The following is a 12,547-nucleotide window of genomic DNA, read 5'->3' on the forward strand; positions in this document are numbered from 1 at the left end:
CGAGAACCGCGCGGGTTCGCGTCCCAAAAAATCAAAGACCGGATCGAAGTCGCGCACGGCCCCAAGGGGAGTTCGCGTGTCGCGCGCGGGTTCCTTGGCCCGCGCCGCGGGGTAATCCGAATTCCGGGGATGCCGCGCCGGGAGTCTTCCCCGAAGGAAAGCCAGCCCGGGCATCGAACCCGAAACCCTGGGGCGTCGCGCGGGAGATGACCCGGCCGCCCTGGCGCGTCCGCCGCGAGACGGTCCCAGGCACCGAACCCGGATCGTCCCCAAAAGGGTCGGAAGCCGGGAGGCCACGAGGCCGTTCGCACGGTGGAGGGCACTCCGGTCTTAAAGGGGCCCCCACCAGCGGACGAATCCACCATACAGACCGGGTCCCCTGGTAACAATCGGAAATTCCACCCGAGTCGTTCGATGCTTGTCGCTCGCTCGCGTCGCGGGATATAGCTGGCGGGATCCTGGCACGGAGTTGACAATATGTTGTGGGCCCGGCGCCTCGGCGCCGTCTTTTTAGCGCTGGCGACTTTCTTGGCAGGGACGGCCGCCCATGCCCAGAATACCGCGCGTCCGGCCTCGGGACGGGAAGTTGCCGTCCAATCGGTCAATTTAACGGACTCACCTTGGGGAGTTCGGCTGACGGTCGAGATCTCCCGCCGGGTCGAATATCAGGTGTTCTTTCTGTCGGAACCGATGCGCGCTGTCGTCGATCTGCCGGCGGTCGCGTGGCGCCAGAATGCCGGTAACCCGCCGCCGCGCGGGCTGGTCGCCGGTTTGCGCTACGGCGCGTTCGACGCCAAGACCGGGCGGCTGGTCCTGGATCTCGCGGGGCCGGCGCGGGTGCGCGAGGCGCGGTTCGAACTGCCCGCCCGCCAAGGGGCGGGGCATCGCCTGACGATCGAGTTCGAGCGCACGACCCCGGAAGCCTTCGCCCAGGACGTCCAGCCCTGGAGTGCCTCGGGCGTGTTGCGCGCCATGCAGGCGAATATGCCCCCGCCGGTGCCGGATGCGCCTGCGCCGACGGCTTCGCCGCCGCAGACATTGCAAGCACCGTCCGCACAAACGCAACGGCCACCGCCGAACATTCAAGCGCCGTCGCCGCCGCAAGTCGCGGCACCCGCACCCGTGGCACCCTCGAGCCAAGTCGCCAGCGCGGCACCCGCCCCGCGCGCGGCAGTACCTGCCGCGCCGTCCGCGCAAGCGCCGCGCCGGACGGAACGCCCGGCCATCGTGCTCGATCCCGGTCATGGCGGCGTCGATCCCGGCGCTATCGGCATCGGCGGCACGCACGAGAAGGACATCACGCTGGCGATGGCGCGCGAGATCCGCCGCCAGTTGGAGGCGACGGGCAAGTATCGCGTGTTCCTGACCCGCGATCAGGACGTGTTCATCCGCTTGCGCGATCGCATCGCCATCGCGCGTCAGCAATCGGCCGATCTGTTCATTTCGATCCATGCGGATTCGATGGGCAACCGCGAAACGCGCGGGGCGTCGATCTACACGCTGTCGGAAAACGCGTCGGACTCCGAAGCCGCCGCCTTGGCCGCGCGCGAAAACCGCGCCGACATCATTGCGGGCGTCGATCTCAGCCGCGAAAGCCGCGACGTGACGTCGATCCTGATCGACTTGGCGCAGCGCGAAACCTCGAACCACTCGATTTCGCTGGCGCGCGCGTTGGTGCAGGAGATGGGCCGCGAAGTTCAGCTGCTGCCGGTCAACCCGCATCGCTTCGCGGGCTTCGCGGTGCTGCGCGCCCCCGACGTGCCCTCGGCCTTGATCGAGCTTGGCTATCTTTCCAACGCGCAGGACGAAGGCCAGCTCAACCGGCCGCAATATCGCCAGCGCGTGGCGAGCGGTATCGTGCGCTCGATCGACGCGTATTTCGCGCGCAACCCGCGGCGTTGATCGCTTAGACGGCCTTCACCAGCGCGTGGCGCTTTTTGCCGGCGGTGAGTTTGATCGTGCCGCTATCGAGCTTCACGACCAGCGTATCGCTTTCGACCGTCGCGTCGTCGAGCTTGGCGCCCTTGCCTTGGACGAGGCGGCGCGCTTCGCCCTTCGAGGCGGCCAAGCCGGCACGCACGAAAAGATCGAGCACGCCGATCCCGGCGGCGAGTTCGGCTTTCGGCAATTCGACCGTCGGCAAACCTTCGGCCGATTGGCCTTCCTCGAACGCGCGGCGCGCGGTCTCGGCGGCTTCGGTTGCGGCGGCTTCGCCGTGGCACAGCTTCGTAGTCTCGAAGGCGAGGATCTTCTTCGCCTCGTTGATCTCGGCCCCTTGCAGCTTCGAAAGCTTCTCGATCTCGTCGAGCGGCAAATCGGTGAACAGCTTCATGAAGCGGATCACGTCGGCGTCTTCGGTGTTCCTCCAATATTGGTAGTAGTCGTAGACCGACAGGCGCTGCTGGCTGAGCCACACGGCACCCGCCGCGGTCTTGCCCATCTTGGCGCCCGACGCGGTGGTCAGCAGCGGCGTCGTCAGGCCGAAGAGCTGCTTTTCGGCCACGCGCCGGCCGAGCTCGACGCCCATGACGATATTGCCCCATTGGTCGGAGCCGCCCATCTGCATCGCGCAATCGTAGCGCTTGGCGAGTTCGACGAAATCGTAGCTCTGCAAAATCATGTAGTTGAATTCGAGGAACGACAAAGGCTGGTCGCGTTCCAGACGCAGCTTGACGGAATCCATCGTCAGCATGCGGTTGACCGAGAAATGGCGGCCGATGTCGCGCAGCAGCGGAATGTAGAGCAGCTTGTCGAGCCACTCCGCGTTGTCGACCATCAGCGCCTTGCCGTCGCCGAAATCGAGATAGTTGTCGAAGCTGCGCTTGATGCTGGCGACGTTCGCCGCGATGTCGGCTTCGGAGAGCAGCTTGCGCGCTTCGTCCTTGCCCGACGGATCGCCGATCTTCGTCGTGCCGCCGCCCATCAGCGCCAGCGGCCGGTGACCGCAGCGCTGAAAGAGGCGCAGCGTCATGATCTGGAACAGATGCCCGACATGCAGCGAGTCCGCCGTCGCATCGAACCCGATATACGCGACCATCTGCTTGCCCGACGCCAAGCGCGCGTCGAGACCTTCGGGGTCGGTGATCTGGTGGATGAAGCCGCGCGCTTGCGCCGCTTGCAGGAATTCGGAGCGGAATTTCGTCATGGCGGCGGCGCTATAACACGCCGAGGCCGTGTCCGTCAGCGTTTCGCTTTGGGTGCGGCGGCTTTCTTGACGGCGGCCTTCGGCGCGGCGGCCTTGGGCTTCGCCTTGGCGGCGGCGGCTTTCTTGGCTTCGGCGCGGCTGGGCGCGTCGGGCGGCAGCGAAATCGCCGGCGGTTTACGCTCGGGCTGCGGGGGCGGCGGGGGCGCCATCACCGGCGGCGGCGGGGCCGCGTCGCGCATCGTGGGCAGGGCCGAAGCCGCGTATTCGGCGACCATGGCGTCGAGCTTGTCGAGCCGGTCGGCGAAGAAATGGTTCGCCCCCTTGATGACGCGGAAATCGACGACGATGTCCTTCTGCTTCGCCAGCTTCTCGGAGAGCTTGAGCACCGATTCCTCGGGCACGATCTCGTCCTTGTCGCCCTGAACGATCAGGCCCGAAGACGGGCACGGGGCGAGGAACGAGAAATCGAAAATATTCGCGGGCGGGGCGACGGAGATGAAGCGGTCGATCTCCGGCCGGCGCATCAGCAATTGCATGCCGATCCACGCACCGAAGGAGAAACCGGCGATCCAGCAGCCGCGCGAATTCGGCAGGTTCTGCTGAATCCAATCGAGCGCCGAAGCCGCGTCCTGCAATTCGCCTTCGCCGCGGCCATAGCTGCCTTGGCTGCGGCCCACGCCGCGGAAATTGAAGCGCAAGGTCGAGAACCCGGCCTTCTGAAAAGCCAAGTTCAGCGTGTACACGACCTTGTTGTGCATCGTGCCGCCGTGCTGCGGATGGGGATGCAGCAGAAGCGCGATGGGTGCGCGGTCGCCGGCACTGGCGGGCGCGAATTTGCCCTCCAGCCGGCCTTCGGCACCGTTGATCGTCACATCCGGCATTCCCGGGTCCTACTCCACGAAGTGAAACTGTTCTGACAAATCCGCGGCGATCGAGCCCTAATTGGATTTGTTTATGTTTTGCGGCTGTACGAAACGACGACTCGGCTTCCGGCGGCAAGGGATAAACATACTTGACCGATTTTGTCGGTCTCCCTAAATTCCGACTGCGTTTCTCGGGTATGGCGGGCCGGAAAGGTTTCCAGCTACCGCATGGTCGAGGCAGCCCCGAATGTTAGTTGGTTAAGACAATGACTTTCAAGGCAATTCGCGCGGATATGGAGGCCATCTTGGCCCGCGACCCGGCTGCCCGTTCGCGGCTGGAGGTTGTGCTTTGCTACCCGGGCTTCCATGCGGTGCTGATGCACCGTCTGGCGCATGGGTGCTGGACGCGCGGCCTTAAGCTGGTCGCGCGGGCGATCGCCGTGCTGTCGCGCTTCCTGACCGGGATCGAGATTCATCCCGCCGCGCGCATCGGCGAGCGCTTCTTCATCGATCACGGCATGGGTGTCGTGATTGGCGAGACGGCGGAGATCGGCAACGACGTGACGCTTTATCAAGGCGTCACGCTCGGCGGCACCTCGCTCGACAAGGGCAAGCGCCATCCCACGCTGGAAGACGGTGTGATCGTCGGCGCGGGGGCGAAAATCCTCGGGCCGTTCACGGTCGGCAAGGGCGCGCGCGTCGGTTCCAACGCCGTCGTGCTGGAAGCGGTGCCGGCGGGGGCGACGGTGGTGGGCATTCCCGCCAAAATCGTCGGCCGGCCGAAGAACGACGATTTCTGCGCCTATGGCATGACGGGCGAGGTGCAAGACCCCGTCGCCCGCGCGCTCGAACGTTTCGAAGGCGATCTCGGCATCCTGCGCGCGCGCATGGCCGAGCTCGAAGGCATCGTCGCCGCCCAGCGCAAGGCGCTGGACGAACGCGAAGCCGCCCCGTTGCGCGTTTACGCGAATGATCGCGTCTGAGATCGGAAGGTTGATCCCATGAAGCTTTCCACCAAAGGCCGCTACGCCGTGATGGCGATGGTCGATCTCGCATCGACCAGCCAGGGCAATCCCGTGGCGCTCGCCGATATCGCCGAGCGTCAGGAGATTTCGCTCTCCTATCTCGAACAACTCTTCGCCAAGCTGCGGCGCGGCGGGTTGGTGCGCTCCGTGCGCGGGCCCGGCGGCGGCTATCTGCTCGCGCATTCCAGCGACCAGACGCGTATTTCCGACATCATCCTCGCGGTCGATGAGCCGATCCGCGCGACGCGTTGCGCGCCGGGTTCGCCCGTGGGCTGCCGCGCCAACAAGGCGCGCTGCCTGACGCATGATCTGTGGGAGGAGCTGGGCAACCAGATCCATCTCTATCTTTCGTCGGTGACACTGGCGAATGTCGTGTCGCGCCGCGTGCTCGGCACGGCGGGCGTGATCGAAGAGGTAACGGCTCCGGCCCCCGAACCCATGGTCGCGGCGCAATAACGATGCCGAACGCCTATCTCGACTGGAACGCAAGCGCACCCGTTCGGCCCGAAGCGGCCGAAGCGATGGCGCACGCGCTGGTCGCGGCGGGCAATCCGTCGTCGGTCCATGAAGCGGGCCGTGCGGCGCGCGCATTGATCGAAAAGGCGCGCGCGCAGGTCGCCGCTTTGGTCAACGCGCCGGCCGAGCGCGTCGTGTTCACGAGCGGCGGCACGGAAGCCAACGCGCTGGCGCTGTCGGGCTTCGGGGCCGATGCCGCGTATTCGGCGGTCGAGCATGACGCGGTGCGCGCCAACCTGCCCGATGGCCGCGTGCTGCCCGTCACGGCGGACGGCGTGCTGGATTTAAATCGCGCCGACATCGCGGGCGTGAAGCTCGTCGCCGTGATGCTGGCGAACAACGAGACCGGCGTGATCCAGCCGGTCGCCGACATCGCCGCCCGCGCGCATGCGGCGGGTTCGCGCGTCCATTGCGACGCCGTGCAGGCCGCCGGCAAAATCCCGGTCGATTTCGCCGCCCTCGACGTCGATACGCTGGCGCTTTCGGCGCATAAAATCGGCGGGCCGATGGGCGTGGGCGCCCTGGTCGTGCGCGAAAAACGCGCGGTTTCGCCCCTGTGGCTAGGCGGCGGGCAGGAGCGCGGCTGGCGTTCCGGCACCCCCAATCTGCCGGGGATCGTCGCCTTCGGCATGGCGGCCGAATTGGCGGCCAAGGAAATCGACGCCTGGTCAAAGCTTTATGCGGCGAGAGACCATGTGATCGACATGGTTGATTCCGCGGGATTAGGGGCCATCTTCTATGGCAGGAAGGCCCCCCGCCTGCCCAACACGTTGAGCATCGGTCTGCCGGGCGTTCCGGCGCATACCCAGGTCATGGCGCTCGACCTGGCCGGGTATGCGGTGTCGGCCGGTTCGGCGTGTTCGTCGGGCAAGGTCGGCCCCAGCGCCGCGTTGCTGGCGATGGGGGCGGGAGATGGCGCGGCCGAGGCCATTCGGGTCTCATTCGGGCCAGCAACGACGGCGGCGCAGCTCGACGGTTTCGCCGCCGCTTATATCGAATTCGCCCGGCGCCGGTCTTCGGCGCGGGCAGCGTAGGTTTCGGGTACGGGAGCGAGAGAGTTATGGGCACGCAGACGACACAAGACAGGCTGGCGAACGCGCCGACGAAGCCCGTCTATCTGGATTATCAGGCGACGACGCCGATGGATCCGCGCGTGCTCGACGCGATGATGCCGTTCTTCATCGAGAAGTTCGGCAACCCGCATAGCCGCAACCATCATTACGGCTGGGAAGCCGAAGAAGCGGTCGAGATCGCGCGCAAGCAGGTCGCCGATCTGATCGGCGCCGACGAGCGCGAGATCGTGTTCACCTCGGGCGCCACGGAATCGAACAACCTCGCCATCGCGGGCGTCGCGCATTTCTACAAGGACCAGAAGAACCACATCGTCACCGTGGTGACCGAGCATAAATGCGTGCTCGATACCTGCCGCCATCTGGAGCAGGAAGGGTTCACGGTCACCTATCTGCCGGTGAAGACCGACGGCCTCGTCGATCTCGCCGCGCTGGAAGCCGCGATCACGGACAAGACCGTGCTCGTCTCCGTCATGGCGGCGAATAACGAGATCGGCGTCATTCAGCCGCTGGCCGAAATCGGCGCCATCTGCCGCAAGAAGGGCGCGTTCTTCCATACCGATTGCGCGCAGGCCTTCGGCAAGATCCCGCTCGACGTCGAGGCGATGAAGATCGATCTCATGTCGATCTCGGGTCACAAGATCTACGGGCCCAAGGGTATCGGCGCGCTGTTCGTGCGCCGCAAGCCGCGCGTGCGCTTGCAGGCGCTGATCCATGGCGGCGGGCAGGAGCGCGGCATGCGCTCGGGCACGTTGCCCACGCCGCTTTGCGTGGGCCTGGGCAAAGCCGCCGAAATCGCGCGCCAGGAAATGGCGTCGGAAAACGCGCGACTCACCACTTTGCGCGATCGCTTCCTCAAGACGGTTCACGACAAGCTGCCGGAGGTGTTCCTCAACGGCGATTTCTCGAACCGTTTGCCCGGCAATCTCAACCTCTCCTTCGCCTATGTCGAAGGCGAGGGGCTGATGATGGGCATCAAGGATCTGTGCGTTTCCTCGGGCTCGGCCTGCACATCGGCGTCGCTGGAACCCAGCTACGTGCTGCGCGCGCTCGGCGTCGAGGAGGAACTCGCGCATACGAGCTTGCGGATCGGCTTCGGCCGTTTCACCACCGAAGCGGAAGTCGATTACGCGGCGGATCGCATCGTCCAGGCCGTTTCCAAGCTGCGCTCGATGAGCCCGCTTTGGGAAATGGCGCAGGAAGGTATCGACATCAAATCGATCCAGTGGGCGGCCCATTGAGGTTTCGTCTATAAAGGATCGCGAAGGAGAAACACCCATGGCCTACAGCGAAAAGGTCGTCGACCATTACGAGAACCCGCGCAATGTCGGTTCGTTCGACAAGAACGACGCCGCCGTCGGCACGGGGCTGGTCGGCGCGCCCGCCTGCGGCGACGTGATGAAGTTGCAGATCAAGGTGAGTGCCGACGGCATCATCGAGGACGCGAAGTTCAAGACCTTCGGCTGCGGCTCGGCGATCGCTTCGTCGTCGCTCGTGACCGAATGGGTCAAGGGCAAGTCGATCGACGAAGCCTCGACGATCAAGAACACCGACATCGCCAAGCATCTGGCGCTGCCGCCGGTGAAGATCCATTGCTCGGTCCTGGCCGAAGACGCGATCAAGGCCGCGATCGACGATTACAAGCGCAAGCACGGCGCTTAAGCGGAGTTTGCGATGACCGACGCCGCCGCATCGACGACCACGACGCCCGCACCCGCCCCGGCCAAGCGCGCACCGCGCGCGCGTCCGCCCGCCATCACGGTGACGGAAGCGGCGATCGGGCGCGTGAAGGCGCTGCTCGCCCAGCGCGGCAAGCCGTCGGCGGGCGTGCGCGTGGGCGTGCGCACGCGCGGCTGCTCGGGCCTCAGCTACACGCTCGAATACGCCGATGCGAAGGGCCCGGGCGACGAAGTGGTCGAACCCGAAGCCGGCATCTCGATCTTCATCGATCCGAAAGCGTCGATGTTCGTCTTCGGCACCGAGATGGATTTCGTCGAGGAAAAGCTGCAATCGGGCTTCGTCTTCCGCAATCCGAACGAAAAGGGCCGCTGCGGCTGCGGGGATAGTTTCCACGTCTGATCGGGCGCTGGTTCTAATGCTCGATGACGAACGCGCCGCAGACATCCGCTTCGACGAATAACGGTCCGGCCCTCGCCGTCTGTTGGTCCTGCAAAGGGCCGGTCGCGTGGGGCGGGCTGTTTTGCGACACCTGCAAGGCGGTGCAGCCGCCGGTTCCGCTGGACCATTTCGCGCGATTGGGTCTCAAGCGCGATTTCGACATCAAAGTGCCGGTCCTCGATCAGCTCTATTTCGGCTTCCAGCGCCAACTGCACCCGGACCGCTTCGCGGCGGCGGCACCCAAGGCCAAGCAGATCTCGCAGAGTCAGGCGGTGGCCTTCAACGACGCCTACGAGACCTTGAAGGACCCGCTGACGCGCGCGGCCTATCTGCTCGATCTTTGGGGCGAAAAGGTCGAGGGCGAGGGGGCCCACACCATCGCCGACGAAGAATTGCTCATGGAGCAATTAGAACGCCGCGAAGCCTTGATGGAGGCCGATAATCCGGCTTCGGTCGAAGCCATCGCGCGCCAAGCCAAACTCGATGCCGAGGCCGCCCTTTCGGCCCTTGCGTCGGACTTCGCTTCGGGCGACAAGATCGCCGCCAAACGCGGTTATCTGCGCCTCAAATACTTGGTCAAATTGGGCGAAGAGGCCCGCGCGCGGCGCGCACGCCTGACCCTGGCGCGCTGATTGCTAACCCGCAGCTTCCTTTAACGGCTAACGGCCGCGCTCGACATGTTGTTGCAGATTCACGAACCGGGCGAGACGCCGCTGCCCCACGAGACCGAGAAGGGTCTCGCGGTCGGCATCGATCTCGGCACGACCAACTCGGTGGTCGCGTTTTCGCGCGACCAGAAGGCCGAGATCGTGCGCGACGCCCGTGGCGTGGGGCTCGTGCCGTCGGTCGTCGCCTATTTCGACGAAGGCGATCCGCTGGTCGGCGAACGCGCGCGCCGCGAGTTGCTCGACAATCCCGAAGTGGTGGTCTCGTCGATCAAGCGTCTGATGGGGCGCGGGGTCGACGAACTCGCCAAGCTCGGCGACGCGTTGCCCTATGAATTGGGACCGCCGGCCGAAGGCGGGATGGCGCGCTTAAAGATCGGCGCGCGTCTGCTCACGCCGGTCGAAATCAGCGCCGATATCTTGCGCGCGGTGAAGCAGCGCGCGGAGATCGCGTTGGGCCGAGCCGTCGATCGTGCGGTCGTGACCGTGCCCGCCTATTTCGACGACGCCGCGCGCACCGCGACGCGCGATGCCGCGCGCCTTGCCGGTCTCGAAGTTTTGCGCCTCGTCGCTGAGCCGACGGCGGCGGCGCTCGCCTACGGGCTCGATAGCCAGGCCGAAGGTCTTTACGCGGTCTACGACCTCGGCGGCGGCACGTTCGATTTCTCGCTGCTGCGTTTGGAGCGCGGCGTGTTCCAGGTGCTCGCGACCGGCGGCGATGCGGCGTTGGGCGGCGACGATTTCGATCATGCGATCGCGTCGCGCTTCATGGGCGAGCGCGGCGACAAGCTCGATCGCGATCACGTCAAGCAAGCGCTGGTCACCGCGCGCCTCGCCAAGGAATGCCTGACCGATCGCGACGATTGGGACGGCTTCCTCGATCTGGGCGAAGCCGAGAGCGAACACAAACTGACGCGCGCCGAATTCGAAAAGCTGATCGCCCCCTTGGTCGAGCGCACGATCCAAATCGCGGCCGCGACGCTGGAAGATGCCGGTATCGCGCCCGAAGCGCTTGGCGGCGTCGTGCTGGTCGGCGGATCGACGCGCGTCCCGTTGGTGCGCCAGCGCGTGGCGGAGTTCTTCGGCAAGCCGCCGCTCACCGATATCGATCCCGACGAGGTCGTCGCTGTCGGAGCCGCGTTGCAGGCCGAAGCATTGACCGCCGGCTCGGACACGCTGCTGCTCGATGTGCTGCCGCTGTCGCTGGGTCTCGAAACGATGGGCGGCATCGTCGAAAAGGTTGTCGAGCGCAACACGCCGATCCCGGTCAGCCGTGCCCAGGAATTCACGACCTATCAGGACGGCCAGAATGCCATGGCGCTGCATGTCGTGCAGGGCGAGCGCGAGATGGTCGATCAATGCCGCAGCCTCGCGCGCTTCGAGCTCGACGGCATCCCGCCGATGGTCGCGGGGGCCGCGCGCATCCGCGTGACCTTCTCGGTCGACGCCGACGGTTTGCTGACCGTCTCGGCCAAGGAAGCGACGACCGGCGTTGAATCGCGCATCGAGGTGAAGCCGTCCTATGGCCTGACCGAAGACGAAATGGCCGCGATGCTGCGCGCGTCGATCGACAACGCGCAGGACGATATGGAGCGCCGGTTGTTGACCGAGGCGCGCGTCGAAGCACGGCGCGGCGTCAACGCGGTGCAGGCCGCGTTGGCGGTCGACGCCGATCTTCTGTCGGCCGAAGAGCGCGCGCGTATCGACGAAACGATCGAAATGGTCGAGCGCGCGATGTCGGCGACCGATCGTGCAGCAGTTCAAGGTGCTGCCGAAGAACTCGAACACCGCACCAAGATCTTCGCCGAGCGGCGGATGGATCGCGGAATCCGCAAAGCGCTCGCGGGCCGCGCCGTCGCCGATATCGGCGGATAGAACTTTCAGACAAGAAGAGAAGCCCATGCCCAAGATGTATTTCGTCTATCCCGACGGCACGAAGAAGGAAGTCGACGCGCCGGTCGGCCTTTCGGTGCTCGAAATCGCGCATCGCAACGACGTGCCGCTCGAGGGTGCATGCGAAGGTTCGCTCGCCTGCTCGACCTGCCACATCGTCGTCGACAAGGACGATTACGAGCGCTTGCCCGAGGCGTCGGAAGACGAGGAGGACATGCTCGATCTCGCCTTCGGCCTGACGCACACCTCGCGCCTGGGCTGCCAGATCACGATGACCGAGGAGCTGGACGGCCTGACGGTCGCGCTGCCGACGGCCACGCGCAACATGATGGTCGACAAGGCCTGAATGCGATGAAGAAACTGCGCTGGACCGATGTGAACGACATCGCCATCGAGTTGGAGGAGGCGCATCCCGACGCCGACGTCGAGAATCTGCGCTTCACCGATTTGTGGAAATGGGTCCAGGCGCTGCCCGGCTTCGAAGACGACCCGAACAAGTCGAACGAGAAGATCCTGGAAGCGATCCAGATGGCGTGGCTGGAGGAACGGCGATGAGCGTCGTGCTGTGGCAGAAGGACGGTCTGTTCGAACGCCTGCGCGACGCGTGCCGCGATTCGTGGGACGCCTACACGACCCATCCCTTCACCACGGGTCTGGGCGACGGCACGTTGCCGGTCGAAAGCTTCCGCCATTATCTGATCCAGGATTATCTGTTCCTGGTGCAGTTCGCGCGCGCCTGGGCGTTGGCCGTTTATAAGGCCGACAACCTCGCCGACATGACTTTCGTGAACAACAGCGTCAAAGCCATTCTCGACGGTGAGATGGCGATGCACGTGAAGTACTGCGAAAGCTGGGGCATCTCGAAGGAAGAGATCGAGACTTACGAGGAAGCCGAGGCGACGATCGCCTATACGCGCTTCGTGCTCGAAACCGGCATGCAAGGCGACATCCTCGATCTCGTGACCGCGCTGGTGCCCTGCACCGTGGGTTACGCCGAAATCGCGATGCGCCTCGAGGAAGCCGATTGGCGCCGCGAAGACGGCAATCGCTACAACGATTGGATCGCCGCCTATTCCAGCGACGATTATCGCCGCATCGCGCGTGGCAAGGCCGATTTCGTCGATCGCCTGTGGCATACGCGCGCCGGCGGCGGACGTTTCGAATCTTTGGCGACGATTTTCGATCGCGCCTGCCGCCTGGAGACGTCGTTCTGGCGGATGGGGTTGGAGCGCCTGCCGTGACCACGCAAGAC

Annotated in this window: 14 protein-coding genes; 12 read left to right on the forward strand and 2 right to left on the reverse strand. The window is 65.3% G+C overall.

Features of this window, described 5'->3' with window-relative positions:
• The first annotated feature begins 528 nt into the window (after nt 1-528).
• Nucleotides 529-1,902, forward strand: a complete 1,374-nt coding sequence (locus tag J0H39_06860; protein ID MBN9496456.1) for an N-acetylmuramoyl-L-alanine amidase — start codon at nt 529-531, stop codon at nt 1,900-1,902.
• Between the two features lie 4 nt (nt 1,903-1,906).
• On the opposite strand, the gene J0H39_06865 is transcribed toward J0H39_06860, so the two are convergent.
• Nucleotides 1,907-3,145, reverse strand: a complete 1,239-nt coding sequence (locus J0H39_06865) for a tyrosine--tRNA ligase (protein MBN9496457.1) — start codon at nt 3,143-3,145, stop codon at nt 1,907-1,909.
• Nucleotides 3,146-3,180: 35 nt separating this feature from the next.
• Nucleotides 3,181-4,026, reverse strand: a complete 846-nt coding sequence (locus J0H39_06870) for an alpha/beta hydrolase (GenBank protein ID MBN9496458.1) — start codon at nt 4,024-4,026, stop codon at nt 3,181-3,183.
• 248 nt (nt 4,027-4,274) lie between these two features.
• Here J0H39_06870 and cysE point away from each other — a divergent pair, with 248 nt between their 5' ends.
• From cysE to tenA, 11 genes are read left to right on the forward strand one after another with little or no spacing between them, the layout of a single operon-like run.
• Nucleotides 4,275-4,991 (forward strand): serine O-acetyltransferase, encoded by a 717-nt coding sequence (gene cysE, locus J0H39_06875; protein MBN9496459.1) that lies wholly within the window; start codon nt 4,275-4,277, stop codon nt 4,989-4,991.
• 18 nt (nt 4,992-5,009) lie between these two features.
• Nucleotides 5,010-5,489, forward strand: coding sequence for an Rrf2 family transcriptional regulator (locus tag J0H39_06880; GenBank protein ID MBN9496460.1), 480 nt, complete (start codon nt 5,010-5,012; stop codon nt 5,487-5,489).
• A 2-nt stretch (nt 5,490-5,491) separates the two neighbouring features.
• Entirely contained in the window at nt 5,492-6,583 is a 1,092-nt protein-coding gene (locus J0H39_06885; GenBank protein ID MBN9496461.1) for a cysteine desulfurase, read from the forward strand.
• A 26-nt stretch (nt 6,584-6,609) separates the two neighbouring features.
• Nucleotides 6,610-7,860, forward strand: a complete 1,251-nt coding sequence (locus tag J0H39_06890; GenBank protein MBN9496462.1) for an IscS subfamily cysteine desulfurase — start codon at nt 6,610-6,612, stop codon at nt 7,858-7,860.
• 37 nt (nt 7,861-7,897) lie between these two features.
• Entirely contained in the window at nt 7,898-8,281 is a 384-nt protein-coding gene (gene iscU, locus J0H39_06895; protein MBN9496463.1) for a Fe-S cluster assembly scaffold IscU, read from the forward strand.
• Nucleotides 8,282-8,293: 12 nt separating this feature from the next.
• The gene (locus J0H39_06900; GenBank protein ID MBN9496464.1) at nt 8,294-8,698 is read left to right on the forward strand and encodes an iron-sulfur cluster assembly accessory protein; all 405 of its coding nucleotides are present in this window, start codon (nt 8,294-8,296) and stop codon (nt 8,696-8,698) included.
• A gap of 23 nt (nt 8,699-8,721) precedes the next feature.
• Nucleotides 8,722-9,369 (forward strand): Fe-S protein assembly co-chaperone HscB, encoded by a 648-nt coding sequence (hscB, locus tag J0H39_06905; protein ID MBN9496465.1) that lies wholly within the window; start codon nt 8,722-8,724, stop codon nt 9,367-9,369.
• Nucleotides 9,370-9,414: 45 nt separating this feature from the next.
• On the forward strand, nt 9,415-11,277 hold the full coding sequence (hscA, locus tag J0H39_06910; GenBank protein MBN9496466.1) for a Fe-S protein assembly chaperone HscA: 1,863 nt from the start codon (nt 9,415-9,417) through the stop codon (nt 11,275-11,277).
• Between the two features lie 25 nt (nt 11,278-11,302).
• Complete coding sequence (locus tag J0H39_06915) at nt 11,303-11,641, forward strand: ferredoxin family 2Fe-2S iron-sulfur cluster binding protein (GenBank protein ID MBN9496467.1); 339 nt, start codon at nt 11,303-11,305, stop codon at nt 11,639-11,641.
• A 5-nt stretch (nt 11,642-11,646) separates the two neighbouring features.
• Nucleotides 11,647-11,850, forward strand: coding sequence for a Fe-S cluster assembly protein IscX (gene iscX, locus J0H39_06920; GenBank protein ID MBN9496468.1), 204 nt, complete (start codon nt 11,647-11,649; stop codon nt 11,848-11,850).
• Nucleotides 11,847-12,536, forward strand: coding sequence for a thiaminase II (gene tenA, locus J0H39_06925; protein ID MBN9496469.1), 690 nt, complete (start codon nt 11,847-11,849; stop codon nt 12,534-12,536). Before iscX ends, tenA begins: the two co-directional genes overlap by 4 nt.
• Nucleotides 12,537-12,547: the final 11 nt, after the last annotated feature.

This window comes from Alphaproteobacteria bacterium (genome assembly GCA_017308135.1).
In the GTDB taxonomy this organism is placed as follows: domain Bacteria; phylum Pseudomonadota; class Alphaproteobacteria; order CACIAM-22H2; family CACIAM-22H2; genus Tagaea.